29 protein-coding genes are annotated in these 26,202 nt (G+C 53.4%); 24 read left to right on the top strand and 5 right to left on the bottom strand.

Annotation, left to right across the window (positions count from 1 at the left end):
• A partial coding sequence (locus GS12_RS18425) for a transposase (RefSeq protein WP_034949482.1) occupies nt 1-162 on the bottom strand: 162 nt, incomplete at its 3' end.
• 26 nt (nt 163-188) lie between these two features.
• Here GS12_RS18425 and GS12_RS18430 point away from each other — a divergent pair.
• From GS12_RS18430 to GS12_RS18480, 11 genes are all read left to right on the top strand, one after another.
• Nucleotides 189-2,060, top strand: a complete 1,872-nt coding sequence (locus GS12_RS18430) for a UvrD-helicase domain-containing protein (protein WP_034949484.1) — start codon at nt 189-191, stop codon at nt 2,058-2,060.
• A gap of 189 nt (nt 2,061-2,249) precedes the next feature.
• Entirely contained in the window at nt 2,250-3,113 is an 864-nt protein-coding gene (locus tag GS12_RS18435; protein ID WP_034949486.1) for a GTPase family protein, read from the top strand.
• 491 nt (nt 3,114-3,604) lie between these two features.
• The gene (locus GS12_RS18440) at nt 3,605-4,321 is read left to right on the top strand and encodes a WYL domain-containing protein (protein ID WP_034949488.1); all 717 of its coding nucleotides are present in this window, start codon (nt 3,605-3,607) and stop codon (nt 4,319-4,321) included.
• A complete protein-coding gene (locus GS12_RS18445) occupies nt 4,318-4,947 on the top strand; it encodes a hypothetical protein (protein WP_034949490.1) in 630 nt (209 codons plus the stop codon). The genes GS12_RS18440 and GS12_RS18445 overlap by 4 nt, the downstream gene beginning before the upstream one ends.
• Before the next feature lie 15 nt (nt 4,948-4,962).
• On the top strand, nt 4,963-5,412 hold the full coding sequence (locus GS12_RS18450; protein ID WP_034949492.1) for a YfjS/YafY family lipoprotein: 450 nt from the start codon (nt 4,963-4,965) through the stop codon (nt 5,410-5,412).
• The gene (locus tag GS12_RS18455; RefSeq protein ID WP_034949494.1) at nt 5,409-5,849 is read left to right on the top strand and encodes an IrmA family protein; all 441 of its coding nucleotides are present in this window, start codon (nt 5,409-5,411) and stop codon (nt 5,847-5,849) included. The genes GS12_RS18450 and GS12_RS18455 overlap by 4 nt, the downstream gene beginning before the upstream one ends.
• A gap of 125 nt (nt 5,850-5,974) precedes the next feature.
• Nucleotides 5,975-6,388, top strand: coding sequence for an antirestriction protein (locus tag GS12_RS18460; protein WP_034949517.1), 414 nt, complete (start codon nt 5,975-5,977; stop codon nt 6,386-6,388).
• A gap of 14 nt (nt 6,389-6,402) precedes the next feature.
• Nucleotides 6,403-6,879: a RadC family protein gene (gene radC / locus GS12_RS18465; RefSeq protein WP_034949495.1), complete on the top strand. Its 477-nt coding sequence runs from the start codon at nt 6,403-6,405 to the stop codon at nt 6,877-6,879.
• Nucleotides 6,880-6,891: 12 nt separating this feature from the next.
• Nucleotides 6,892-7,209: a type IV toxin-antitoxin system YeeU family antitoxin gene (locus GS12_RS18470; RefSeq protein ID WP_034949498.1), complete on the top strand. Its 318-nt coding sequence runs from the start codon at nt 6,892-6,894 to the stop codon at nt 7,207-7,209.
• Between the two features lie 22 nt (nt 7,210-7,231).
• Nucleotides 7,232-7,561 (top strand): TA system toxin CbtA family protein, encoded by a 330-nt coding sequence (locus GS12_RS18475; protein WP_034949502.1) that lies wholly within the window; start codon nt 7,232-7,234, stop codon nt 7,559-7,561.
• Nucleotides 7,562-7,675: 114 nt separating this feature from the next.
• Nucleotides 7,676-8,506, top strand: coding sequence for a DUF4942 domain-containing protein (locus GS12_RS18480; protein ID WP_034949519.1), 831 nt, complete (start codon nt 7,676-7,678; stop codon nt 8,504-8,506).
• Nucleotides 8,507-9,244: 738 nt separating this feature from the next.
• Here the strand turns inward: GS12_RS18480 and GS12_RS18485 are convergent.
• Nucleotides 9,245-10,516 carry a hypothetical protein gene (locus GS12_RS18485; RefSeq protein WP_034949504.1) on the bottom strand — a complete coding sequence of 424 codons (1,272 nt, stop codon included), beginning with the start codon at nt 10,514-10,516 and terminating at the stop codon, nt 9,245-9,247.
• A 377-nt stretch (nt 10,517-10,893) separates the two neighbouring features.
• On the opposite strand from GS12_RS18485, the gene kdpF reads away from it, so the two are divergent.
• Genes kdpF through kdpE form a run of 6 tightly spaced genes read left to right on the top strand, consistent with a single transcriptional unit; the run spans nt 10,894 to nt 18,683 of the window.
• Nucleotides 10,894-10,983: a K(+)-transporting ATPase subunit F gene (gene kdpF / locus GS12_RS18490; protein WP_034949507.1), complete on the top strand. Its 90-nt coding sequence runs from the start codon at nt 10,894-10,896 to the stop codon at nt 10,981-10,983.
• A complete protein-coding gene (gene kdpA, locus GS12_RS18495) occupies nt 10,983-12,668 on the top strand; it encodes a potassium-transporting ATPase subunit KdpA (RefSeq protein ID WP_034949509.1) in 1,686 nt (561 codons plus the stop codon). The genes kdpF and kdpA overlap by 1 nt, the downstream gene beginning before the upstream one ends.
• A gap of 18 nt (nt 12,669-12,686) precedes the next feature.
• Nucleotides 12,687-14,729, top strand: a complete 2,043-nt coding sequence (kdpB, locus tag GS12_RS18500; RefSeq protein WP_034949510.1) for a potassium-transporting ATPase subunit KdpB — start codon at nt 12,687-12,689, stop codon at nt 14,727-14,729.
• 10 nt (nt 14,730-14,739) lie between these two features.
• Nucleotides 14,740-15,315, top strand: coding sequence for a potassium-transporting ATPase subunit KdpC (kdpC, locus tag GS12_RS18505; RefSeq protein ID WP_034916458.1), 576 nt, complete (start codon nt 14,740-14,742; stop codon nt 15,313-15,315).
• Nucleotides 15,316-15,324: 9 nt separating this feature from the next.
• Nucleotides 15,325-18,015 (top strand): two-component system sensor histidine kinase KdpD, encoded by a 2,691-nt coding sequence (gene kdpD, locus GS12_RS18510; protein WP_034949512.1) that lies wholly within the window; start codon nt 15,325-15,327, stop codon nt 18,013-18,015.
• Complete coding sequence (gene kdpE / locus GS12_RS18515; RefSeq protein ID WP_034949515.1) at nt 18,015-18,683, top strand: two-component system response regulator KdpE; 669 nt, start codon at nt 18,015-18,017, stop codon at nt 18,681-18,683. Before kdpD ends, kdpE begins: the two co-directional genes overlap by 1 nt.
• A gap of 26 nt (nt 18,684-18,709) precedes the next feature.
• Here kdpE and GS12_RS18520 read toward each other — a convergent pair whose 3' ends face one another.
• Nucleotides 18,710-19,072 carry a winged helix-turn-helix transcriptional regulator gene (locus GS12_RS18520; RefSeq protein WP_034916463.1) on the bottom strand — a complete coding sequence of 121 codons (363 nt, stop codon included), beginning with the start codon at nt 19,070-19,072 and terminating at the stop codon, nt 18,710-18,712.
• 109 nt (nt 19,073-19,181) lie between these two features.
• On the opposite strand from GS12_RS18520, the gene GS12_RS18525 reads away from it, so the two are divergent.
• From GS12_RS18525 to speG, 3 genes are all read left to right on the top strand, one after another.
• The gene (locus tag GS12_RS18525; RefSeq protein WP_034916465.1) at nt 19,182-19,913 is read left to right on the top strand and encodes an SDR family NAD(P)-dependent oxidoreductase; all 732 of its coding nucleotides are present in this window, start codon (nt 19,182-19,184) and stop codon (nt 19,911-19,913) included.
• Nucleotides 19,914-20,320: 407 nt separating this feature from the next.
• Entirely contained in the window at nt 20,321-21,187 is an 867-nt protein-coding gene (locus GS12_RS18530) for a nucleoside-specific channel-forming protein Tsx (RefSeq protein WP_034949521.1), read from the top strand.
• Nucleotides 21,188-21,306: 119 nt separating this feature from the next.
• Nucleotides 21,307-21,873, top strand: coding sequence for a spermidine N1-acetyltransferase (speG, locus tag GS12_RS18535; protein ID WP_034916467.1), 567 nt, complete (start codon nt 21,307-21,309; stop codon nt 21,871-21,873).
• 34 nt (nt 21,874-21,907) lie between these two features.
• Here the strand turns inward: speG and GS12_RS18540 are convergent, their stop codons facing one another.
• Together GS12_RS18540 and GS12_RS18545 are read right to left on the bottom strand one after the other, a co-directional pair.
• Complete coding sequence (locus GS12_RS18540) at nt 21,908-22,327, bottom strand: hypothetical protein (RefSeq protein WP_034916469.1); 420 nt, start codon at nt 22,325-22,327, stop codon at nt 21,908-21,910.
• 162 nt (nt 22,328-22,489) lie between these two features.
• A complete protein-coding gene (locus GS12_RS18545; RefSeq protein ID WP_034916470.1) occupies nt 22,490-22,825 on the bottom strand; it encodes a DUF2002 family protein in 336 nt (111 codons plus the stop codon).
• A gap of 216 nt (nt 22,826-23,041) precedes the next feature.
• Between GS12_RS18545 and GS12_RS18550 the strand changes: the two genes are divergently transcribed.
• The 4 genes from GS12_RS18550 to nrdE form a co-directional block, all read left to right on the top strand.
• On the top strand, nt 23,042-23,374 hold the full coding sequence (locus GS12_RS18550) for a DUF883 family protein (protein WP_034916471.1): 333 nt from the start codon (nt 23,042-23,044) through the stop codon (nt 23,372-23,374).
• A gap of 265 nt (nt 23,375-23,639) precedes the next feature.
• Nucleotides 23,640-23,879 carry a glutaredoxin-like protein NrdH gene (gene nrdH, locus GS12_RS18555; protein WP_034916473.1) on the top strand — a complete coding sequence of 80 codons (240 nt, stop codon included), beginning with the start codon at nt 23,640-23,642 and terminating at the stop codon, nt 23,877-23,879.
• On the top strand, nt 23,876-24,286 hold the full coding sequence (nrdI, locus tag GS12_RS18560) for a class Ib ribonucleoside-diphosphate reductase assembly flavoprotein NrdI (protein WP_034916474.1): 411 nt from the start codon (nt 23,876-23,878) through the stop codon (nt 24,284-24,286). The genes nrdH and nrdI overlap by 4 nt, the downstream gene beginning before the upstream one ends.
• Nucleotides 24,283-26,202: class 1b ribonucleoside-diphosphate reductase subunit alpha (gene nrdE, locus GS12_RS18565; protein ID WP_072016921.1), on the top strand; the 1,920-nt coding region annotated here is incomplete at its 3' end. The genes nrdI and nrdE, both read left to right, overlap by 4 nt.

A 26,202-nucleotide genomic window follows, 5' to 3' on the forward strand; every position in this document is an offset into this window, starting at 1 on the left:
TTTATTATTGGAAGAATCCGGACCGTATTTCTTTATCCAGGCGTAAAGGCTGTGGGTGGTGATATCGAGACGTGTTGCAACGCTGGAAACAGAATAACCACGATCAACAACCTGTTTGACTGCTTCAATTTTAAACTCTTCGGGATAACGCTTACCGCTCATGGGCACCTCTCTTTAAGCCATCTTAAATGACTCCGAGGTGTCTGTTAAACCCGTGGCGATTCAATGTTCGTGCTTGTCTGGATAGCTCGCCGCCACGTTCATTTGTCATGGTGGCAGGTGCTGGCTCAGGGAAAACAACATCTCTGATTAAAGCCATCGCACATTTGGCTGGTACTCGTGGTTCTGATTTACGTCGTGCCGGGCAAAAAATATCCTGTATTACGTATACAGAAGTAGCTGTTGGTGAGATTGCCGCTGACGTTGGTAACTCACAGTTATTTCATATTTCAACCATTCATAGCTTCCTTTGGTCGGTCATCCGACCTTTTCATTCAGAAATCGCAAAGTGGGTTATAGCGCGAATACATGAAAAAATAGCTGAGAAGCAAGCCCATTATGATAGGCCCAGAACACAAGCTAGAACAAAATCCTGTCTTGAAGAAGAAATTGCCTATCTCTCTACTCAACTTGAGTGCATTGATGATGTTGATAAATTTATCTACGGGACAGGAAGTAACTATGCTAAGGGTATTTTAGGGCACGATGATATTCTTAAGCTCGTACCTGCTTGTGTTGAGGCTCATCCCCTTTTGAGAAGGATTGTCGCCAAGCGCTTTCCATTTATATTTGTCGATGAAAGTCAGGATACCGATCCGAATGTGATCTCTGCGCTTCGAATTATTGCTGATGACAATCCTGACATGTGCATGGGATTTTTTGGTGATCCAATGCAGAAAATCTATATGAGCGGAGCAGGTGTCGTTCCGTTAAGTGATGGGTGGTCTGAAATTACAAAAGCAGAGAATTTCAGGTGTCCGACGTCTGTACTTGGTGTTATCAATTCGATTCGTGCCTCTGGGGATGGTCTCCAACAAATTCGTGGTCGATCAACTATCGTAGATGGCGTTGAACAAACTGTATCAGGCACAGTGAATCTTTTCATCTTGCCTTCAAATGTGGAACGAAGTGCCTATCTCACATCTGTCAGACGTTACCTTGCAAATGAAACTAGCGATGAACAATGGTTAAGTGATACACGCGAAGGTGATGTTCGTCTTCTTGTTTTGGTGCATCGCATGGCAGCTAATCGACTGGGATTCCCGAATTTATTTGCAGCTCTTACTGATAAAGCCCCGATGAGTTTGAGTGAAGGGGTGAACGATGGATCAGCTTGGCCGCTCCGTCCATTTGTCCAGCATATACTTCCAATTTTTGCTGCGGCTCAGGCAAACGATCAATTTCAGATTATGTCGATTATGCGTAGCGAGTGCCCCAAGCTGGAGCCATCACGACTGCATGGTCAAACTATGGTGGCAGTTTTAAATGAAGTACAACAAGGCATTAATGGCCTGCTTGCACTGTTGGAAGAAGGATCGCAAGCAACAATTCGGGATATATTGCTACACGTTAGAGAATGCGAGCTGTTACGTCTTGACGACCGCTTTGAAAATCATTTAAGTGATGAACCTTTGAATGATGGCAATGATGACTTCGAAAATGTTCAGAACTATCTAAGATGCAATCTCCATGAACTTTGGGCATACCGGCGCTACCTTTCAGAGGAATCGCCTTTTGCCACTCATCATGGTGTAAAAGGTGCACAGTTCGAGCGTGTATTGGTCGTTATTGATGATGAAGAGGCTCGCTTCAGCCAATATTCTTATGGGAAGTATTTTCAATACATTCCCCTTTCCGACAACGATCTAGCCAATCTTGAAGAGGGTAAAGAGTCAGTACTCGACCGTACACGTCGCCTTTTTTATGTCTGTTGCTCCCGTGCGCTGAAAGACTTGGCCGTTGTCATCTTTGTTCCAGATGTCGCCGTCGCTCAAGCGGCAATCATAGAGCAAAATTTATTCCCAGAATCGGTAATTCTAGGGGCGCACGATCTGGGCTAGCATGAATTATATACGACCAGTAATGGGCGATAAATACTAAGCTCATGGCCGGTTATAGCCCTGATTTTGTTAATAAGACACCTACACTCTAAAATTTTTCAGACATATATCATTACCCTGAACACAACATCATTACGGCGAATTCCTCAAGGATTCGCCATTTTTGTTTTATTTGTCGCAGGAGATGTCATGAGAAATCGGGAAGGCTTGCATTCGCTGCAGGATTCACTCACAGGCTTACCAGCCTGGGCCTCGGAACGAGTCATGCAGCAAATTCGTCAACTGGCCAATTACGAGCCGGTGATCGGCATTATGGGGAAAACTGGAGCGGGTAAGTCCTCGCTATGCAATGCCCTCTTTGCTGGTGAAGTGTCGCCAGTCAGTGATGTATCTGCGTGTACCCGTGAACCACTGCGCTTTCGATTTCAGGCCGGGGAGCGATTTATGACACTAGTGGATTTGCCTGGTGTCGGAGAAAGTGGTGCACGCGATAATGAGTATGCCGGACTGTACCGTGAACAACTTCCCCGGCTCGACCTGGTATTGTGGCTGATTAAGGCTGATGATCGGGCACTGGCGGTGGATGAGCATTTTTACCAACAGGTGATAGGCGAAGCATACCGGCATAAGGTGCTGTTTGTTATCAGCCAGTCGGACAAGGCTGAGCCCACCAGTAGAGGAGAACGATTATCCACAGAACAGAAACAAAACATCAGTTGTAAAATCTGCCTGTTGCATGAGTTGTTCCAGCCCGTGCATCCGGTTTGTGCCGTGTCGGTCCGTCTGCAGTGGGGGCTACGGGTGATGGCAGAGCGGATGATTAGCAGTCTTCCCCGTGAGGCCAGTAGCCCTGTGGCGGTACAACTTAGCGCGCCGCTTCGTACCGATGAAGTTAATAATAAAGCCCGTGATGATTTTAGTGAAACCGTCGGTTCGGTACTGGATTCGGTGATTGAGATGCCGCTGATACCTGCTTCAGTACGAACAATCATTAAGGCTGTACGGAACACTGTAGTATTGGTCGCCAGTGCCGTCTGGAATTTCTTCTTCTGAATATTCATCCCCTCAGCCCTTTAATTTCCACCCTGAAAATTTCTAGGCGGAACTTCTAGTATTTATTTTGCCGTAGTGAGGAGTTTGTTTATGAGCTATATGGCCTCGTGCTTTGACGGGGCAAATTTTATCCGTCTGATCGTCCGTTAACCCGCAAAGAGCTGATTAGGTTGGTGCACACTGCATTCACAAGAATAGGAAATTCTGTTCACACGAAACCAAACCTTGCGCTCTGGGTCATGGCAAAAACCATACTTTACTTACTAGGGACGCCTGCTGATTTACGGTTGCAAATAATTTAATAATTGCCGGACACTCCCTGTCCGCATTATTTATTATTAAACAGAGCTAAAATACGCATCTAACGTCGAATCCCGCCTGCAACCCCGCTTCAGCAAATCTCAAAATATTTTCTCGTGCGGTCATAACCTGTCCGACCTCGTCTTTAAAATAACCTCAATATTTCATAATGTTAATTACGGAGATGACCTATGTGTCAGGCTGAACGTCGCTATGACAAACTTGCCGTAAGGTTATCGTTGATCATCAGTCGCCTGGTGACCGGAGAGACGCTGAACCTGAGCAAACTGGCGGTTGAGTTCGGTGTTTCAGTGCGTACTCTGCGACGCGATTTCCGGGAGCGGTTGATATATCTGGATCTTGAATATCACAACGGGAACTGCCGGTTGCTCACCGGAGACAACGTGGTCCGGCGCGAGCATATTGCGCTGGCTTTTGCCCGGCAGAGTGGTGTGGCTGGATTATTTCCGGGACTCGATCACCGCCTGGTAAATACCCTGCTTGAAAGCGGTATTGAAGCGCCGTGCGTTGTCTGGCAACCCGCATCATCAATCGGTGAAGCACATCAGGGGATTTTTCAGCGCATTACTTCCGCCATCGCCGGGCGTCGTCGCATAACGCTGCTGACTGAAGGAAAGCGTTGTGAGCAACTCGCGCCATATCGCCTTATCTCTCTCGAAGGCCGCTGGTATCTCACTGGCGAACTCAAGGGCCATATTTCGGTTTTTACCCTGACTGATATTCAAACGATCGCCGTCAGTAATGAAAACTTCATCATGAATGAGCCTTTGCTGACGCTGATTTCAGACTGTGAATTTATCAGGGCACTTCCGCATTTTCGTTTCTTTCAGTCGTTACTCGCCGGGCCCGATATCCGGTTAATACCTCACAAGGATAATCAGCAATGAAACATTTCCCCATTAAGGCAGTGATTGCCTCATTAATGCTTACCGCAACATTTCAAAGCACTGCGGCAATAACCGGAACGGTTAAAGCCTGGCCTTACATGCAGTCTGCTGGCTGGACGTCAGCCGACGGGTACGATTTCGATAAGATGCACAACGCGCTGTATCAGGCCGAAATCATCGATAACTATCCGTGGACGAAACAATTTTTGCTGCGCGTTCGCGGCGGCGGTTCTTTCTATCTGGCGGATAAAAAGTCTAAAACGGTGCGGCATCTGAAGATTAAGCCAGCAAGCGGTTTCAATTCTGATCTAACTTCTGTTTATCAAGGAACAGACAATGGTAAAGGATGCTTTATGGCAGTGGTAGATGGTAAAGCCCTGGCACTCAGCAAAGCGGAAGACCATATACTTTACAGCTTTCCGCGAGTTCCAAACGCAGATCAGGAACTTGAAAAAGTCAGAGAGCAGTTTAGGCCAGAAGTTGTCGCTGTTTTCCCGGACAACTGCGTTAACAAGCAGCAGGAAGCGGCTATGAATGCCAAACGTTCGTCTGATGAACGCGCACTGCAAGAGTGGGTCGCTAAAGAGAGCCTTAAAGAATTGTGCCGCAGGACGGGCAATTGCTAATCAGGGAGAAAGCCAATGGTTCATTTTCCAAAACTGCTGGTTGCAGTTGCCTTAACGGTTTCAGCGCTGCTGACGGGGTGCGACAACAATGATGATGGTGGTATTAACACGATTTCTAAATACTACGATCTGACACCGCCACCTTTCAGCGATATCGTTTCGTCGAAAAGTGATATCGCCTACCAGTGGATCAAAAAAGATGCATTTGGTCACGAACAGTATCGGGTAATCAAAACGGTGAAATCACCGGATGGCTGTAAATCAGGTAATTATTATTACATTGCCGATATGCGGGAAAAGACCGTTCAGCCACTCATGTCTGCGCTGTGTCTGTCCGATAACATTACGCTGAGCTTCAGAGAAGAAACCGATAACTATACCGGTGAAAAATCCGTCGTTTATTCCCATGATGGAAAAGAGATGGGGAAAATCTACATGCCTAAAAATCAGGAGGATAATCAGTGAGAAAGGGAAATATTGCTATTCTGACGACTTTGCTATTGTCGCTCACCAGCATTGCAGCCGCATCTGCAGAAGATCAACGTTACATCAGCATCCGCAATACCGATAGTGTCTGGGTGCCCGGTGGCATATGCGCACTGCAGTTCCGGCTGGACAATGGCGGCGACGCTCAGGGGTTCAACAAGCTTGCGGTGACTATGCGGGTCAAAGATAAACAGGGAAACATCCTTGAAGAGGGTGTCATGGATGTCGAGCCGTTCGGCGACAGCGATGCAACGCGTTCCCAACATGCTTTTCTTGAAACCAACTGCAATGATGAAGCCATCTCAATTGAGATTGTGAAAGCCACAGAAGAAACCGACGGCAAAGAGATTAACCTGCCATTATCCACGTTTGATCCACAGTATTACCAGCCACTTGCGGTAAGCATTACTAAGTAACCGTCACCACAACTCACGCACTAATTAACCGGCCCCCGCTGCACATGCAGCGGGGGCTTTCTTTTATTTGTCGCAATAACAATTCACCGCTCAGGCGGGTAAATTTTCGAAAGGAGCTTATCATGATGAACGATGTCCCGGTTGTGATCACGGCTGTAGCCGACGAGGATCGATTGCAGTTCTGGCCGAAATATTTCGGCTCCGTAGCCCGCTGGACCAGCCTTGAGCCACAGGTTTTCGGCTGGATGGATCACCTGTGTGAAGACTACAACGGTGGGATCTGGAACTTTTTTACGCTGAGCAACGGCGGTGCCTTTATTGCGCCAGACTGCGACTCAGCATGGTCACTGTATAACGACATGAACGGCAACAGTTCGGAGATGAGCAGCGAAGCCGCTGGCATCACCGTGTGTTTGCTGAACTGGAGCCATCACGCCTGCAGAACAGAAAGCGAAGCGATGACGGACCACTACTACCGTCTGCGGGAATATGCGCTTAGCCACGCTGAAAGTCGCGCCATTATGCGCATCATCGACTGAAGCCGGAGTGCACGATGGAAAGTAACGTAATACCCAACTCCACATTGCCTCTGGCATCCCAGCTCACCGTTAAACGCGCAATCGCACTGATTGAAAATCACCTGCGTGAACCGGGCGTGGCGTTCACCTCTGCAACCGCTGCACGCGACTGGCTACGATTAAACCTGACAGGCCTGGAGCGTGAAGTGTTTATGGTTCTGCTGCTGGATAACCAGAATCGATTGCTGGCGCACGAAACGCTGTTCAGCGGTTCAATCAGCAGTACAGAAGTGCATCCGCGCGAGGTCGTCAAAGCGGCGCTGCGACATAATGCAGCTGCCGCAATTCTTGCTCACAATCATCCATCCGGACACGCAGAACCCAGCGATGCAGACAGACGTATTACAGAACGATTGAAAAAAGCGCTGGCACTGGTGGATGTTCGCCTGCCCGATCACTTTGTGATTGGCAGCAAAGAAATTGTGTCGTTTGCCGAACGTGGCTGGCTGTAATCAGGAGAATATATGAATGAAAATGAATGGGGGCTGAAACGTAATATTATTCCGCGCTTCTGTGCCCGACTGGTGCAGGAAGGCAACCGGCTGCACTATCTGGCTGACAGGGCTGGAATAGTCGGTGAATTCCGCGAAGCACATATTGACCGTATCAACCAGTCGTTCCCGCAAATGATCGGCATGCTCGAACATCTGCTAACCACCGGTGAACTCAATCCCCGTCAGCAGCATTGCGTCACGATTTATCACAACAACCTTACCTGTGAAGCCGACACGCTCGGTTCGCACGGCTACGTCTATATCGCGGTTTATCCGACAACTCAGTAGCTCCTTCTGAAGGAAAATCCATATGCCAACCTCAGCAATACATCCAGGGCGGGCGGCATCGTGCTGCCTGTCACCCGTAGAGCACTGGCGAACACTGCTGGTCTACCTGCTGGAAAAGCACTTCGGGCTGGAATTAAACGATACGCCATTTTGCAGTGAGTCAGTCATCCTGCAACACATTGAGGCGGGTGTGACCCTGGCCGATGCCATCAATTTTCTGGTGGAAAAATATGACCTGGTGCGCATCGATACCCATGGCGATATCTATTCAGAGCCAGAAATCTTCCTGACCGCCGCCGATATACTTAAGGCAAGTCACGCTACCGGATTAACTCAGCGCAATCTCAATTAAATCCTGTATAGCGTATTCCAGATTTACCTTTCTGCTACTTACTCCTCTATCTGACAACGCATAATGTCTCTGCCATCACCGGCAGAGGCATTTGCTTATATGGAATTTTTTGCGATGCAAACTGAACCTGAATTGATTACCGAAAATTCCGAGCTAATTAACTCGACCAATATTGAGCGCATTGTCACCGGACGCAATGCTGCTCTGCCGCAGATTGATCAATTGATTCACCAGCTCAACGCCATTTCTCAGCTCACTGCCGGAATCGGTGGTGGCAACGCTGCCGACTGGGCTATGAAGCAAGGGCATCGCTATGACTGCTGGCTGATGGAAAAGCCGGAGAAAGCGATGCCCGCAATCACTCGTAATATTGACCGCAGCCTGTGGCGCGATTTGATGCTGAAGTCCGGCATGCTTTCGCTAATGGACGCGCAGGCGCGTGACCAGTGGCATCAGAACCTCGAAGATGGCGATCTACCGGCCATCAGTGAAGCCAATATTCTCAGCACTTTTGAACAGTTGCATCAGAGTAAAGCGGAAGTGTTTGAGCGCGGCATCATCAATGTGTTTAAAGGGCTGTCATGGGATTACAAAACTAACAGCCCGTGCTTCTTCGGCAAGAAGATCATCATCAACAATCTGGTGACACATAACCGCTGGGGCTTTAGCCTGACTTGGGGGTTCAGACGTGATCAACTGGCCGACCTTGAAAGAATGCTGTATTTGCTCGACGGTAAAGCGATACCTGATAATCGCGGTGATATCTCCATTAACCTGATGAATCACATTCGCGATAACCCAGGCAAGGATGCTTACGACGACAGTTACTTCTCCATCCGCTACTTTCAAAAAGGCACCGCGCATCTCACGTTCAAGCGCACCGAGTTAGTGGAGAAGATGAACGACATCATCGCCAAGCATTATCCAAACCAGCTCTCGCGTTAGACTACACAGTCGTTGTAACATGATGGTAGACGGGCAAATAAAATGAATAAAAGTTTTAGGCACTTCTTTAGGCACCAACGAATAGTTGAATTGAAAAATTAAGATTTTAATTCAGGTGGTTATCGGACCAATTCAGACTCCGCCAGCGCTACCAGAACCATCCGATGAAGTCCTGAGAGCCCGCAAGGCGTAAGCCCTGCGGGCTTTTTTGTGTCTGTAACCTTCCGAATGGATCCGCCTGAATCCAGTGATAATTGGTGTACGTTAAAATGTATGCCAATTCCGCATACTAATTCATGCAGTAAATGTAGACATGGCAAGGACTACCCGCCCATTAACTAATACTGAAGTGCTGCGCGCCAGCTTTATGAAGACCAGACTCGAAGCTGACCTGACAAAGAAAAAATGCACGTGCAATTTGATAAACCCCGGCTCTGTGAGTTCGGGATTTTTCTTTCATATAACTGACCGGTCGTCTTCGCGTAATGTTTTAATCTCCAATGTCGCGACGCCAACGGTCAGATTCGTTCCTCGCTGCGTATGCGAACATCGCCGCCACACTGCATACCGTTGCTGACGCCGGTGGTCTTAGTGGACGCCTCGTTGATCGAACAGATTTCAGCGGCAGGTGCCCTTTTCTCTGAATCGGCCGTCACTCGCAGGCTTATATCTGCCTATGTGTAGAATAGAAAATAACTTCATCTGAAAGCCAGCTGTCGCACAGGTAACAGCGGCGCCTCAAGCTGATTTTAGTTTCGCTTCGCCACCGACTTTGCATTGCCAAAGCTCTGATTGAGCGGGCTTGAGAACCAGGTCGTCCTCGTCATCAAAATCATCATCGCTATCATCATTGTTGGAAGCAAAGCCATAATTTCGCTCAAAGTTATCAGCAACTGACGCATTAAGTGGCGACACTGTAAGCTTTCCGTGCTGACTATGCGCTATTGCCATGCTTGCAGCTTGTTGCATCATGGCTTTGGCTGTCCCGGGGTAATCACTGTCAGCGACGACATGATGAATATAAACCTCTTTGCGATCCATCCTTTCTACAACCATTAAACCAATCGGCTTTTGGCCCTGGCTACAGGTCATAAAATGAAAGTTATTGCTATGGTTATGATCATCTTTCACCAGGCGCAGGATGCCAACAGCATCAGTTGCACGTGGGTCAGAAGTTGGTTTTGAACGCAGATTTCCCAGCATCTTCTTGATGAAATTTTCGATACTGGCATCACGACCAGAACTAATATTGAGATGGCATTGAACACCCTGGTTTTGTCCATGGGTTATCGAATAAGGAATGGATCCATTTCCCCCTGCCAGAGACGCGTTTTGGGAGAGCATCCATACGGGCTCGCCCTTCTCAAGCTGGGTGCGTTTGAGTACAGCATATGAGTTTCCATCCTTGTTTTTAACCTCAAAACGCAGTGAATCCCCTTTTACATAATTGCCCACCACTTTTGCTTTTTCGCCCTGAGACGTCAAAAACGGCACGATGTACAAAGCGTTTTGCCAGGTGGCATCCGGGTCCCGGCGGGAGTGAGCAAGTATACTTGTTTCATCGGCACGGCAGGCCACTTCCCCTGCATCGGCGCTGTCTGCGGTTGCGGCCGATCGAGGGTGACCTAACGTCAGCAAAGGTTTGCCTTGTTTATCATTGATACTTAAAAAACCTACTGTATCCGGCGCTGAGCCCTCGCGCTGATAGTGTATGTTGGATGCCCCATAGCAGGGGCGGGCCAGAGCGAAATGTCCGCCCAGTTCGTCTTGCGAGATATCACTGACCGCTTCCCGGCCATCCAGTGCGCCCAGAACGACATCCAATAGCTGCAACTGGGCTGAAGTGAATCGCACTTTTTGCGGATTCAGCCAGCTGCCGGTAAGGCGTAAAGCACTGCCCTTGTTCAGATGGCTGCTGACAGTAATGTCTTGCGGGACTGATGTGCGAGGTTTTTCGGCGAGAGACAGGTGGAGCTGAGCTGGTGATAAGCCCGAAACAGACAGTGGCATGAGATCGTCCTGAATAAATCGAAAAATATCTGTGTGGGCTTTACGGGCAAAGGGTTCCGGACAACCGCTGTTTTTCCCAGGCGTTCTGAAAGCCCGCAAAAGATAAGTCCTGCGGGCTTTAATTTCCCCAGGTCTGAGACTGTCTCATTAAACGCGAACCTCTTAGACGTCTCACGAAGCATTATTATTTTACAGTGGCCACAACACCGTGACACGTCTACAAAAACCAGTTAAGCAGTTGACGGTACCTTCGTTCACACCCCTGACGCGCTCTCATTTTTATATTTTCTTTATATCCCTCCCCGGAGTCTTTACGACATTTATATTCACGCTTATTTAAAATCTCAACGTATTCACCCATAGCGGAGAGATGAAAAATGAGTGCAGGCGGAATAACCGGCGTAGTGCTGGTATTGCTGTTGCTGGGCTATCTGTTTTATGCCCTTTTCAGAGCGGAGGCGTTCTGATGGCTACGGAAGGATTTTTACTACTGGCCTGTTTTATGGCGGTTTTACTGCTGCTGGCGAAACCGGTTGGCGATTACATGACCCTTATCGCACTCGATCGCCCCTTTAAAGGAGTGCAGAAAATTGAGCGCGCGGTATGGCGACTGTGCGGTATTTCGTCAGAAGAGATGAACTGGCGGCAATATCTTATCGCCCTGTTACTGTTTAATTCTCTGGGCTTCGCTTTTCTGTATTGCCTGCTTCTTATTCAGCATCTGCTGCCGCTTAATCCACAGGCGCTGCCTGGTCTTTCATGGCATCTGGCGCTGAATACGGCGATCAGTTTTGTCACCAATACCAACTGGCAATCCTATGCGGGCGAAACCACCATCAGCACCTTCAGCACGATGGTCGGCCTCACCGTACAAAACTTTCTCTCCGCCGCAACCGGCATCGCCCTGCTTTTTGCGCTGATACGCGGTTTCTCGCGACACTCCACGCAAAACCTGGGCAATGCGTGGCGCGATATTACGCGCATCACGCTGTTTTTACTGCTGCCACTGGCGTTGACGATGGCGCTTTTTTTGGTCAGCCAGGGCGTTGTCCAGAACTTTGATGCTCCCGTTACAATCACCACGCTGGAAGGCGCACGGCAGACGCTGCCAATGGGCCCGGTGGCCTCGCAGGAAGCGATTAAAATGCTGGGCACCAACGGCGGCGGCCTGTTTAACGCCAACTCTGCCCATCCGTTTGAAAACCCAACCGCGCTGACGAACTTCATTCAGATGCTGGCGATCTTTCTGATCCCGGCCGCGCTCTGCTTTACCTTTGGTAACGTTGTCCGCGACAGGCGTCAGGGCACAACGCTGCTGTGGGCGATGAGCATCCTGTTTCTGCTCGCCGCCGCCGTGGTGATGCAGGCAGAACTGCGCGGCAATCCTCACTTTATTTCGCTCGGCGCAGATTCCGCCGCCAACTGGGAAGGGAAAGAGTCGCGCTTCGGCATTCTCACTTCAGCCCTCTTCGCCGTGGTCACCACCGCCGCCTCCTGCGGGGCGGTAAACGCCATGCATGACTCTTTTACCGCGCTCGGCGGCATGATCCCGATGTGGCTGATCCAACTGGGCGAAGTAGTGTTTGGCGGCGTGGGCGCTGGCTTGTACGGCATGCTGATGAATGTGGTGCTGGCGGTGTTTATTGCAGGGCTGATGATTGGCCGCACGCCCGAATATCTGGGCAAAAAAATCGGCGTCAAAGAGATGAAGATGGCGGCGATTTACATTTTGATCACGCCGCTCCTGGTGCTGTCCGGCACCGCGCTGGCGATGATGACCGACGCCGGGCGCGCCGGGTTACTGAACCCCGGCCCGCATGGTTTCAGCGAAGCGCTCTATGCGCTCTCCTCGGCGGCAAACAATAACGGCAGCGCCTTTGCCGGCTTATCGGCCAATACGCCGTTCTGGAATCTGCTGCTGGGTGCGGCAATGTTGCTGGGCCGCTTTCTTCCGTTCATTCCGCTGATGATCATTGCGGGCGCGCTGGCGGAACGAAAAACACAGCCCGCCAGCCCCGGCACGCTGCCCACCTACGGGCCGCTGTTCATCGCGCTGGTTATCGGCACCCTTCTGTTGGTGGGCGCGCTCACGTTTATTCCTGCGCTGGCGCTCGGCCCCGTTATCGAACATCTGCAACTGTTGGCGCATTAATCGCCGGAGAACACCTGTATGTCATCTCAGCACCTTTCCCGGGGGCGGAGCGGCCTCATACGCACGGCGCTGCTGGACGCGTTGAAAAAACTGGATCCTCGCGTGCAGTTCCGCAATCCGGTGATGTTTGTCGTCTGGCTCGGCAGCGTGCTGACTACCCTGCTCGCCTGCGGCGTGTTCGGTGAAACCGATCGTTCAGGCTTCACCGCAGCCATCAGCGCCTGGTTGTGGTTTACCGTGCTGTTCGCTAACGTTGCGGAGGCTCTTGCGGAGGGAAGAAGCAAGGCGCAGGCCGAAAGTCTGAAAGGGATCACGCGCACCAGCCGGGCGAAAAAACTCTCGTCGCCAGAGCAGAGCGCGTCGCAGGAAAAGGTAGCCGCCGACAGCCTGCGCAAAGGTGATTATGTGCTGGTTGAAGCGGGCGACATCATTCCCTGCGACGGTGAAGTGCTGGCTGGCGGTGCCTCGGTGGATGAAAGCGCCATCACCGGCGAATCGGCGCCGGTGATCCGCGAGGCGGGCGGCGATTTCGCGTCGGTGACCGGCGGAACGCGCATTCTGTCCGACTGGCTGGTTCTCCGGTGCAGCGTCAATCCCGGCGAAACCTTTCTGGATCGCATGATTGCGATGGTAGAAGGCGCCAGCCGCCGTAAAACGCCAAATGAGGTCGCGCTCAACATTCTGCTGGTTTCGTTAACCATCATCTTTTTACTGGCGACCGCCACGCTCTACCCGTTCACGGCCTGGAGCGGCACACCGGTCAGCCTGACGGTGCTGGTGGCGCTGCTGGTCTGCCTGATCCCAACCACCATTGGCGCATTGCTTTCGGCCATCGGCATCGCTGGAATGAGCCGGATGCTTGGCGCGAACGTTATCGCCACCAGCGGACGCGCGGTGGAAGCGGCGGGCGATGTGGATGTACTGCTACTGGACAAAACCGGCACGATCACCCTCGGCAACCGGCAGGCCACGCAGTTTTTACCGGCAAAAGGCATTACCGAAGAGGCGCTGGCCGATGCGGCGCAGCTCGCCTCGCTGGCCGATGAAACGCCGGAAGGCCGCAGCATTGTGGTGCTGGCCAAGCAGAAATTTAATCTGCGCGAGCGCGACCTGCAAAGCCTGTCGGCAACCTTCATTCCCTTTTCCGCCCAGACGCGCATGAGCGGCGTGAATACCGGGCAAACCCTGCTGCGTAAAGGCGCGGTGGACGCCATTCGCCGCCATGTCGAAAGCAATGGCGGCACTTTCCCGCCCGATGTGGAGGAGCAGGTATCGGCCGTAGCGCGCAAAGGCGGCACGCCGCTGGTGGTAGCCAGAGACAACATCGTAATGGGCGTGGTGGCGCTGAAAGATATTGTCAAGGGCGGCATTCGTGAACGTTTCGCCGAACTGCGCAAAATGGGCATCAAAACGGTGATGGTGACCGGCGACAATCCGTTGACGGCGGCGGCAATTGCGGCGGAAGCCGGGGTGGATGATTTTTTGTCGGAGGCGACGCCCGAAGCCAAGCTGGCGCTGATCCGTCAGTATCAGGCGGAAGGCCGCATGGTAGCCATGACCGGCGACGGCACTAACGATGCGCCGGCGCTGGCACAGGCCGACGTGGCCGTGGCGATGAATTCAGGCACCCAGGCGGCGAAAGAGGCCGGGAATATGGTCGATCTTGATTCTAACCCGACCAAGTTGCTGGAGGTGGTGCATATCGGCAAACAGATGTTGATGACGCGCGGTTCGCTCACCACCTTCAGCATCGCCAACGATATCGCCAAGTACTTTGCCATCATTCCAGCGGCGTTTGCGGCCACCTGGCCGCAGTTAAACACGCTGAACGTCATGGCGCTGCATTCGCCCGCGTCAGCCATTCTGTCGGCGGTGATTTTCAACGCGCTGATCATCGTGCTGCTGATCCCGCTGGCGCTGAAGGGCGTGAGCTATCGCCCGATGCCCGCCGCGTCGCTGCTGCGTCGCAATCTGTGGCTTTACGGTGTCGGCAGCCTTATCGTGCCTTTTGCGGGCATCAAGCTTATCGATATGTTGCTGACCGTATCAGGTCTGGTCTGAGGTAATATCAATGAACGTATTTCGTCCTGCTGTTTCTCTTTTTCTTCTGCTGACGTTGATAACCGGCGTCGCCATGCCGCTGATGACGACCGGGCTGGCACAGATAGGGTTTCCGGCTGCGGCAAAGGGTTCGCTGTTGCGCGCCGACGGCCAGGTGCGCGGTTCCGCGCTTATCGGGCAACATTTTACCCGCCCTGACTATTTTCAGGGGCGTCCCTCGGCCACGGCGGAAACGCCCTATAATGCGCTTGCGTCGGGCGGCAGCAACCTGGCGGGCAGCAATCCCGCGCTTGATGAAGCCGTCAGGCAGCGCGTAGCCGACCTGCGCCGCGCCAATCCGCAGGCCGGCGCGCGCGTGCCGACGGAGCTGGTGACCGCCTCCGGCAGCGGACTGGACCCGCATCTCTCCCCCGCCGCCGCGCGCTGGCAAATTCCACGCGTGGCGCAGGCGCGGCATCTGACGCAGGCGGAGACAGAACGTCTGGTCGCTGCGCATACCACGCGTCCGCTGTTATATTTTATCGGCGAGCCGGTTGTGAACGTACTCGAACTGAACCTGGCGCTGGATGCTCAGCGCAAGCCTTAAGGAAACGCTATGACGGACGATCCGCAGCGCCCCAACCCCGATGCGCTGCTGCTTCAGGCGGACAGCGCCAGCCGCGGCAGGCTGAAAATCTATTTCGGCGCCTGCGCGGGCGTGGGCAAAACCTGGGCGATGCTTCAGGAAGCGCGCCGTTTAAGGGCGCAGGGGCTGGACGTGCTGGTCGGCGTGGTGGAGACGCACGGTCGCGAGGAAACCGCCGCGCTGCTTGACGGGCTGGAGATTATTCCCCGCCGGGTTACCGACCGTAGCCGCCATCACGCGTTCGATCTCGACGCGGCGCTGGCGCGTCGGCCCGCTGTGATCTTAATGGATGAGTTAGCACATTCAAACGCGCAGGACGCGCGGCATCCCAAACGCTGGCAGGACATCGAAGAGCTGCTGAACGCCGGTATCGACGTGCTGACCACCGTGAACGTACAGCATCTTGAGAGCCTGAATGACGTGGTCAGCGGCGTGACGGGCGTGCGCGTCAGGGAAACGGTGCCGGACCCTTTTTTCGATGCGGCAACCGACGTGGTGCTGGTGGATCTCCCGCCTGACGATCTGCGCCAGCGGCTGAAAGAGGGTAAGGTTTACGTGGGCGACCGCGCTGAGCGCGCCATCGAAAACTTCTTCCGCAAAGGCAATCTGTATGCCCTGCGCGAGCTGGCGCTCAGGCGCACCGCCGATCGCGTGGACGACCAGATGCGCGCGTGGCGCGACGCCAGCGGGCAGGATGAAAAAGTCTGGCACACCCGCGATGCGGTACTGCTGTGCATCGGCGCCACGACGGGCAGTGAAAAGCTGGTGCGCACCGCCGCCAGGCTTGCAGGCCGACTGGGAAGCGAATGGCACGCGATCACCGTCGAAACACCGTCGTTGTACCGAAAAGGCGTGGCGCGGCGGCGCACCGTTTTACACACGCTCCAGCTGGCGCAAAATATGGGCGCGGTCACGGCCACCCTCTCCGATCCTGATGAGGCGCAGGCCGTCCTGCGCTACGCCCGCGAACACAATTTAGGCAAAATTATTATCGGGCGGCCCACGCCCTCGCGCTGGATCTTTCGCCACTGGCTTTCCGGTCGTTTTGCCCGTCGCCTGAGCCTGCTGGCGCCCGATCTGGATCTGATCGTTGTCGCGCCTGATGACGCTTACCCCCCCAACAAAGGCGCTGTCGCTGAGGGGCGGGCAATCCATGAAAAGTGGCGGCAGAGGCTGCATGGTTGCCTGGCGGCAACCGCGGCCTGTACGTTTATTACGCTGTTCAGCAAAGTCTTCCTGCCCGGCTTTTCGCCCATAAACCTGGTCATGCTCTATCTGCTCGGCGTGGTGCTGATTGCCATGCGCTTTGGCAGACTGCCCTCCATTGTGGCGGCGGTGGTGAATATTGTGGCGTTCGACCTCTTTTTTGTGGCTCCGGAAGGGCAGTTCGCGGTGACCGATGCGCAGTACCTGGTGACGTTTTCCGTGATGCTGGTCGTCGGGGTGATAACGGGGAATCTGACCGCCGGTATGCGCTATCAGGCGAAGGTGGCGCGGCACCGTGAACAGCGCTCGCGCTATTTGTCGGAGCTTTCCGGCGGCCTGAGCCGTGCGCGCCTGCCTGCCGATATTGCGCAAATCTGTCAGCCGGTGGTCGGCGCGGCGCTTTTTTCCCGCTGTGAAATCTGGCTTCTGGATCACCAGGGCACGCCGGTTGCCCCGGAAAGCAGAACCCTCAGCACGCTGCCGGACGCCGGCATTATGAAATGGAGCGTTGATAAAGGACAGATTGCCGGTGCGGGCAGCGACACGCTTCCGGGCCTGCCTTATAAGATCGTACCGTTGCGCGCTTCCGCCGCCACGCTTGGGCTGATGATCATTGAGCCGGATAATCTGCGCCATCTGATGATCCCGGAGCAGCAGCGCCTGCTGGCTATGTTTGCCATGCTGATTACCGGCGCGCTGGAGCGCCTTGAACTGACCCGACGCGAACAGGCCTCGCGCGTAACGGCAGAGCGCGAGGAGCTGAGAAACGCCATCCTTGCTGCGCTGTCGCACGACCTGCGCACACCCTTAACCGTGCTGTTTGGCCAGTCTGAGATCCTGACGCTCGATCTCTCGGCTGAGGGATCGAAATATGCGTCGCAGGCCAGCGAAATCCGCCTGCAAACGCTGAGCACCATCCGCCTGGTGAATAATATGCTGGATATGGCGCGCATCGAGTCGGACGGATTTCGCCTGCGTACCGACTGGGTGGCGCTGGACGACGTGATTGCCAGCGCGATGAGATCGCTTGAGGCCATACTGCCCGCGGAACATGTCAGCCTGGATCTGCCATCGCAGATGATTTTGCTTCAGGCGGACGGCCCGTTACTGGAACGCGTCTTCGTCAATCTGCTGGAGAACGCCTGTAAATACGCCGGGCAGGCGGTGGGAATTACCGCTACGCGATGGCAGGATAAGGTTAAGATTGACGTGTGGGATGGCGGCCCGGGGTTTCCTGTCGGCATGGAGCAGCAAATTTTTGAGAAGTTCACCCGTGGGCATGCAGAATCCGCCACGCCGGGCGTCGGCATGGGGCTGGCCATTTGTCGCACCCTTATTGAGATGCACGACGGCAAAATAGCGGCAGCGAATCGCCCTGAGGGCGGCGCCTGCTTCAGCATTACGCTTCCCCTGCCGCCGCTGCCTGCTCTGGGCGAAGAACCGGATAATACGTAATGAAAAGTCTGCTGATCATTGATGACGAAAAACAGATCTGCCGCTTTTTGCGCACCGCGCTGGAAAGCGATGAAATAAAAGTGTTTGAGGCCCAGACGCTGGCGCGTGGACTGACCACCGCTGCCGCGCGCCAGCCTGACCTGGTGATCCTGGATTTGGGCCTGCCGGACGGCGACGGCGTCCGTTTTATCAGGGAGTTCCGTCAGTGGAGCGATAACCCGATTATCGTGCTGTCGGCGCGCACCGGGGAAGAGGACAAAATCGAGGCGCTGGACGCCGGTGCCGATGATTTTTTATCCAAGCCCTTTGGCGTCGGCGAGCTTCAGGCGCGGGTCAGAGTTGCCTTAAGGCGAAATCATGCCACCCGCGAGCAGGTGATCAGCTTTGCCGATGTGGTGGTGAATCTGAGCGCGCATCAGGTGTCGCGCGCCGGCGCGCTGGTGCACCTGACGCCGATCGAATTTAAGCTGCTGGCGCTGCTGGTTAACAATCCCGGCAAGCTGTTGACCCAGGCGCAGATCCTGAAACAGGTTTGGGGGCCGAACGCTGACAACAGCCAGTACCTGCGTATTTATATGGGGCATCTGCGGCAGAAGCTGGAGCACGTTCCGGCGCGGCCCGAACACTTTATTACCGAAAACGGCATCGGATATCGTTTTGTTGAGTGACGCGTTGCCTGCCCGCCATAAACGCGCTATTCCCGCCGATCGTAGGCATCTTGCGCCCGTTCGATACTTCCGCCATGTGTCTGCGCCCATGAAATCAACGCCTTAAAAGGCTGCTGGAGCGTCTTTCCTAACGGTGTGATGGCATATTCTACGGCGATGGGCGACGACGTTATTACGCGCCGTGTGACTAACCCGTTTCTTTCCAGTCGCCTGAGCGCCTCCGTCAACGCTTTATGCGTAATAGGATTGAGCCGCCGCTTAATAGCGTTAAATCGTGCGGGTTCAGTACAGACTACGGTAAGGATCAGCACCGACCATTTGTTGGCAACCTGCTCAAGAATCGGTCGTGTCGCATTGATATCATTAAGTAAAGTTTCAACAGACTGCATCGTAACGGTTTCCTTCTGTATATCTGAGATATATCTGGTGCGTAATTGACATCAGATATACAGAATGTATTTTCTGAAGTCCATATCAGAGACATCAGAGGGCAGTAAAATGCAAAAATTAACAGGTAAAACAGCGGTTGTGACCGGTGGCGGCAGTGGGATCGGGCTGGCGATCGCTCAGCGCTTTGCCCGCGAAGGCGCGCACGTTTTTATTACCGGTCGTCGCCAGGCAGAACTTGATAACGCGGTGAAGCAGGCGGAAGGATCGATCACCGCTGTTCAGGGCGATATGACGAAAGAGGCGGATCTGGCCCGACTCTTTACCGCGGTTAAAGCACACAAGGGAACACTTGATATCCTTGTGACAAATGCCGGCGTCTCAGAACCCGCGATGCTGCATACGATTACGCCCGCCCACTACGACAAAATATTTAATCTGAACGCCCGCGCCACGCTCTTCACCGTCCAGGGCGCATTACCGCTGATGCCGCACGGCAGCGCAGTGGTACTCATCGGATCTATTGCAGGTTTTATCGGCACGCCCGGTTATGGTGTTTATGGGGCGTCGAAAGCCGCCACGCGTGCATTTTCACGTACCTGGACAAAAGAGCTTGCCGACCGTGGCGTTCGCGTAAATACGCTCAGTCCGGGGCCCATTGATACGCCAATGTTTGATGAAGTGACCGATGAGATGCGCAAAGCGTTAACCGACATGATCCCGTTGGGTCGCCTGGGTAAACCAGAAGAAGTGGCGGCGGCGGCGCTCTTTCTGGCGTCTGATGAAAGCAGCTACATCGCCGGCGCCGAATTATGCATCGACGGCGGAATGGCGCAGGTGTAATCACGCCGCATGGATAAAGTGAACGCCGCAGGGAGGCGGCGGTATGACCATAAGCTGCACTTATTGCTGTTCCCCCTGCCCTGTTCGCCGTGCGCTGTTCTTTTTTTTGCGAGCGCTTATCGGTCTGCGCAAACCATTTCGACCGGCTGTGAAATATTTTTCCGAGTGGACATAAACACATCCCAATAAAACGTGATTTATATCACGTTTTTCCTTTTATTAAATGAAACAGAGTTTGACAAGTGTGAGCAATATCTATTTCCTAATGCGCGAATAACGGCACACTTGCCGCGTTCTTCACGGGTGCTTCCTGCTGACTATCAGCCACCCTTTCTCCCGACTGAAACTTAATAAGACCCGCGCAGTGGCGGCAGAACAGGGTCGTTAAGTATGTGGTAAAAAATAAAATGAAATATAAATTTCTGATGGCTGGCGCACTTGCGGCGCTCTCTTATAGCGTCTCGTCAACCGCTGCTTCTGAAGGCCCGGAGTTCGCCTCCGACTGGTGGCATCAGAGCGTGAACGTGGTGGGCAGTTATCACACGCGTTTCGGGCCGCAGTTTAACAATGATGTTTACCTCGAATATGAAGCCTTCGCCAAAAAAGACTGGTTCGATTTTTATGGCTATCTCGATCTGACCAACTTCTTTGGCACAGGCAACTCAAATGCTAACGGCATTTTCGATCACGGTTCACCTATGTTTATGGAGATCGAACCGCGTTTTTCCATCGACAAGCTGACCAATACCGATCTGAGCTTCGGGCCATTTAAAGAGTGGTACTTCGCTAACAACTATATCTACGATATGGGCCGCAACAGCGATAACCGCCAGAACACCTGGTTTATGGGTCTGGGCACCGATATCGATACGCATTCAGACATCGGGCTGTCGCTGAACGTTTATGCGAAGTATCAGTGGGAAAACTACGGCGCCGCCAATGAAAACAGCTGGGATGGCTATCGCTTCAAGGTGAAATACTTCGTGCCGATCACCACCCTGTGGGGCGGTAACCTCGGCTACGTTGGCTTTACCAACTTCGACTGGGGTTCCGATCTGCGTGATAAATCTGACGCATCGCGCACCAGCAACTCCATCGCCTCCAGCCATATCCTGTCGCTGGGCTATGACCACTGGCATTATTCGGTGGTGGCGCGTTATTTCCATAATGGCGGCCAGTGGGCAGATGGTCAGGAGCTGAATTTCGGACGCGGTCCGTTTGAGGTGAAATCGACCGGCTGGGGTTATTACCTGGTGGTGGGCTATAACTTCTGATCCCCCTGCTTCCACGTCAGCGTAACCGCTGGCGTGGTTCTTTCCCCCCTTCATGACTGCTTTTTATTGCCCTCCGACGTATACTTCCTCAGAAAATATTATTTTTATGGAAGGTATTTATGTCAGCCATGCCTGTCGGAGACGGCGTAAAGCTTCGCCCCCTGGAACGCGAGGATTTACCTTTCGTTCATCAGCTTGATAATAACGCCAGCGTCATGCGCTACTGGTTCGAAGAGCCGTATGAGGCGTTTGTTGAACTGTCAGATCTTTATGATAAACACATTCACGATCAGAGCGAACGCCGGTTCGTGGTTGAACATGAAGGCAGCAAGGCCGGGCTGGTTGAACTGGTCGAGATTAACCACATTCACCGCCGCGCCGAATTTCAAATTATTATTGATCCTAACCATCAGGGTAAAGGACTCGGCAGCAAAGCGGCCCGTCTGGCGATGGAATACGGTTTTTCCGTGCTCAATCTTTATAAGCTGTATCTGATTGTTGATAAGGAAAACGAGAAAGCGATTCACATCTATACGCGCCTTGGATTTAAAATCGAAGGGGAGCTGATCCACGAATTCTTTATTAACGGTGAATATCGCAATACCATCCGCATGTGTATTTTCCAGCATCAATACCTGGAACATACCAAACCCACGCACGCTATGGTAAAACCGACCGCGCAATAGCGCATCAGGGCGGCCTGGCCGCCCCGTTTCTGTATCAGCCGCGTGCGCCAACCGGATTCATAATGGTATGGACGTTTTCCGGCTCAATGTTGTACATGCCGCCGTTAAACGGATCGATAATCAACCAGCCGGGAACGCCGCCCAAAGGTATATTGCCAAAGATGTACCAGAGATTCGGGTGCTCCTGAAGCGGAATGGTTTTTGACACGTAACCTTCCCGCTCAAGCATCAACAGATACTTCTTCTTACCAAAATAGGTGCCGTCGGATTTCAGCAACGTTACGGTTTGCGGCGTTAAGCCTTCGGCAACCGCCCGGCCCGTTTCATCCTGCACCACAAACTTCACGCCCGGCGGCCAGGTCTGAACAGACACATCCTGCGTTTTATCGCCAACGATGGTTGCGCAGCCGCTCAGTAACCATGCTGACGCCAGCACCAGTAACAGCTTTTTCATAAGGTTTCCTGCGTCCTGAAAGAGTTAAAAACAGTCTAAGCGTAAAGCGGCAGGTTTTCATTATTTCCGCCCGGTAAGAGCAGGCGTAATAAGGGAAATTTTTAGCGGGTTATGGCGAATATCAGGACGAGGCAGGCGCGCGACGGATCGCCGCACGATACGTTAGTCAAACATCTGCTTCAGGTAGCGCTCCAGCGCCGCACGCGAGCTGAAACCGTGAGGGATGCCGTAGTGATGCTGGCTGTCGTCGTTCAGATACATGGGAAACTGTACGTAATGTTCGCAGGTTTTGAGATCGGACGCGGGGTGGGCGAAATCATGGCTTTTTTCCTTCAGCACCGGGTGAATGATCAACGCCGTACGACCCATTCGTGCTTCACGATTCACGTATACATAATCCTCACCGCGACGATATCCGTAGACTTTAGTCGTGACGGCGTCCCTCTCAAACCCCGCCTTTTCCAGTACGCGAGCAACCTCATCAGGGCGTAAATACATGCTTATTCCTCTACTAAACTGTCTGACCCGGCCACACCACGTTGTGCCCGGCAACCGCACGCAGTAGCGCACAATTGCGGGACACAGCCTACAACAGCGTGAAGGGCGGTCGCATTCGGATTAATCCATAAACGCGCCCTTTTATGCCCCGCTTCGCTAAAAGCGTGAAGGATAGTCTACAGTTAAGAGTGTGTTTCATTTCAAAGGGAAAGCATTATGTTTAACCGTGCGAGCAAGAAAGAAGACCTCGACATTGATATTAATCAGGACGTCACTGAGCTGGCCGACACCCTTGATGCATTATTAAAATCCTACGGTAGCAAGACGAAAGACGAAGTGGACGATGCCCGTTCGCGTGCCGAGACGCTGCTGAAGCAGACGCGCGCAAAATTAGGCGGCAGCAATCGTGTGACGAAAGTCGCGAAGGACGCGGGCGTGCAGGTTGACAGCTACGTTCGTGATAACCCGTGGTATGGCGTCGGTATCGGTGCCGCGCTGGGGGTATTTCTCGGCGCACTGATTGCGACAACCACGCAGTCACGCTACTAGTTCCTGACGTTTGTCTCAATCATCCCTGCGGCGAAAGCCGTGGGGATTTTTTTTTGCTGTCTGAATCCGCTTCCTGCCTGGCTTCCCCGCCTGACGGCTAAGAAAAGATAAAAATCCTTCAATGTGTAAGGTTGCATTTTACGACCACTATATCTAGTATTCATATATCAAATAAGCCACTACATATGGCGAAACGGCGGCGCGAGAAGCCAGAAGTCAACGCGTCAGAGCACGATAAAACCGGCCAACAAGGTGAATACGAATCATGCGCATTATTATTTACACAAAAGATAACTGTGTCCAGTGCAACGCCACGAAAAATGCAATGGATAAAAAAGGCATTGCTTATCAGGTGGTTAACCTTGACCAGCAGCCTGATGAGATTGAAGCGCTGCGCGCGCTCGGCTATCGCCAGGTGCCGGTGGTGATGAACGGGCAGGATCACTGGAGCGGTTTCCGCCCGGACAAGATCTCTGCGCTGAGTCAGACTGCCGCAGTTGCCTGATCGTGCTGGTCTACTTCTCTAGCCAGTCAGAGAACACGCACCGTTTTGTGCTGCGTACCGGCCTGCCTGCCCGCCGCATTCCGCTTGATCATGCGCAGCGGCTACGCATCGACCAGCCTTATGTGCTGGTGGTGCCCAGCTACGGCGGCGGTTCAAGCCGTGGCGCCGTGCCGAAGCAGGTGATCCAGTTTCTGAACGACGTTCATAACCGTGCGCTGATCCGGGGTGTTATCGCTTCCGGTAATCGAAACTTTGGCGAGGCCTACTGCCTTGCGGGCAGCATCATTGCGCAAAAGTGCGCCGTCCCCTGCCTCTATCGCTTCGAACTGCTGGGCACCGCCGACGACGTCGCAAACGTATATCAGGGAGTAACTGAATTTTGGCAGCGACAGAAAGTACACTCATGAATGCCCCAGACGCGCTGGATTACCACTCGCTTAATGCGATGCTCAATCTTTATGACGCCGACGGCAACATCCAGTTTGAGAAAGATCGCGAAGCCACGCGCCACTATTTTATTCAGCACGTGCTGCCGAACAGCGTACAGTTTGCCTCCGTTGAAGAACGCCTGCGCTATCTTGTCGCGGAAGGTTATTACGAGGCCGGCGTGCTGAACGCGTACCCGTTCACCTTTGTTACCTCGCTTTTCGCGCAGGCGTATCAACGCCGCTTCCGCTTCCAGACCTTCCTCGGCGCCTGGAAATTTTATACCAGCTATACGCTGAAAACCTTCGACGGTAAGCGCTACCTGGAAGGTTTTACCGAGCGCGTCTGTATGGTGGCGCTGACGCTGGCGAAAGGCGATCAGCCGCTGGCGCTGGCGCTGATGGAAGAGATGCTCTCCGGCCGTTTCCAGCCCGCCACGCCGACGTTCCTCAACTGCGGCAAACAGCAGCGCGGCGAACTGGTGTCGTGCTTCCTGCTGCGTATTGAAGACAATATGGAGTCGATTGGCCGGGCGGTGAACTCCGCGCTTCAGCTCTCTAAACGCGGCGGCGGCGTGGCGTTTCTGCTCTCCAACCTGCGGGAAGCGGGCGCGCCGATCAAGCGCATTGAAAATCAGTCCTCTGGCGTGATCCCGGTGATGAAAATGCTGGAAGATGCTTTCTCGTACGCCAACCAGCTTGGCGCGCGTCAGGGCGCGGGTGCCGTGTATCTGCACGCGCACCATCCCGACATCCTGCGCTTTCTGGATACCAAACGCGAAAACGCCGACGAGAAGATCCGCATCAAAACGCTGTCGCTGGGCGTGGTGATCCCCGATATCACTTTCCATCTGGCGAAAAGCAATCAGCCGATGGCGTTGTTTTCGCCTTACGACGTGGAACGCCTTTACGGCCTGCCGTTCGCCGATATCAGCGTCAGCGAAAAGTATGAAGAGATGCTCGCCGACGAGCGCATCCGCAAAACCTTTATCAATCCACGCGAGTTTTTCCAGACGCTGGCGGAGATCCAGTTCGAGTCCGGCTATCCCTACATCATGTTTGAAGACACGGTAAACCGCGCAAATCCCATTGCGGGCCGCATCAATATGAGCAATCTCTGCTCCGAGATCCTCCAGGTGAATACGCCAACCGACTATAACGACGATCTGAGCTATCGCCACATCGGTAAAGATATCTCCTGTAACCTCGGCTCGCTCAATATTGCCCACACCATGGATTCGCCGGATTTAGGGCGCACGGTAGAGATTGCCATCCGCGGCCTGACCGCCGTTTCCGATCAGAGCCATATCGTTTCCGTGCCGTCGGTCGAACGCGGAAATGCGCTGTCGCACGCCATCGGCCTCGGGCAGATGAACCTGCACGGCTACCTGGCGCGTGAGGGCATTCAGTACGGTTCTGAGGCGGCGCTGGATTTCACTAATCTCTATTTCTATACCGTTACCTTTCACGCACTGCGCACCTCAAACCTGATTGCCCGCGAACGCGGTGAGCGCTTTGCCGGATTTGAGGCATCCCGCTACGCCAGCGGCGACTATTTTGAGCAGTATGTATCGCAAACGTGGCAACCGCGCACCGCCGAAGTCGCGGCGCTGTTTGCCCGCGCGGGCCTGACGCTGCCGACGCAGGATGACTGGCGCAGGCTGCGCGAGGCGGTAATGGAATTCGGCATCTATAACCAGAATCTTCAGGCGATCCCGCCGACCGGATCGATTTCCTATATCAATCACGCGACGTCCAGTATTCATCCGATCGTCTCGCGCATTGAGATCCGCAAAGAGGGCAAAACCGGACGCGTTTACTATCCCGCTCCCTTTATGAATAACGAAAACCAGGCATTTTATCAGGATGCTTACGATATCGGGCCGGAAGCGATTATC

The sequence above is a fragment of the Erwinia oleae genome (assembly GCF_000770305.1).
In the GTDB taxonomy this organism is placed as follows: Bacteria; Pseudomonadota; Gammaproteobacteria; order Enterobacterales; family Enterobacteriaceae; genus Erwinia; species Erwinia oleae.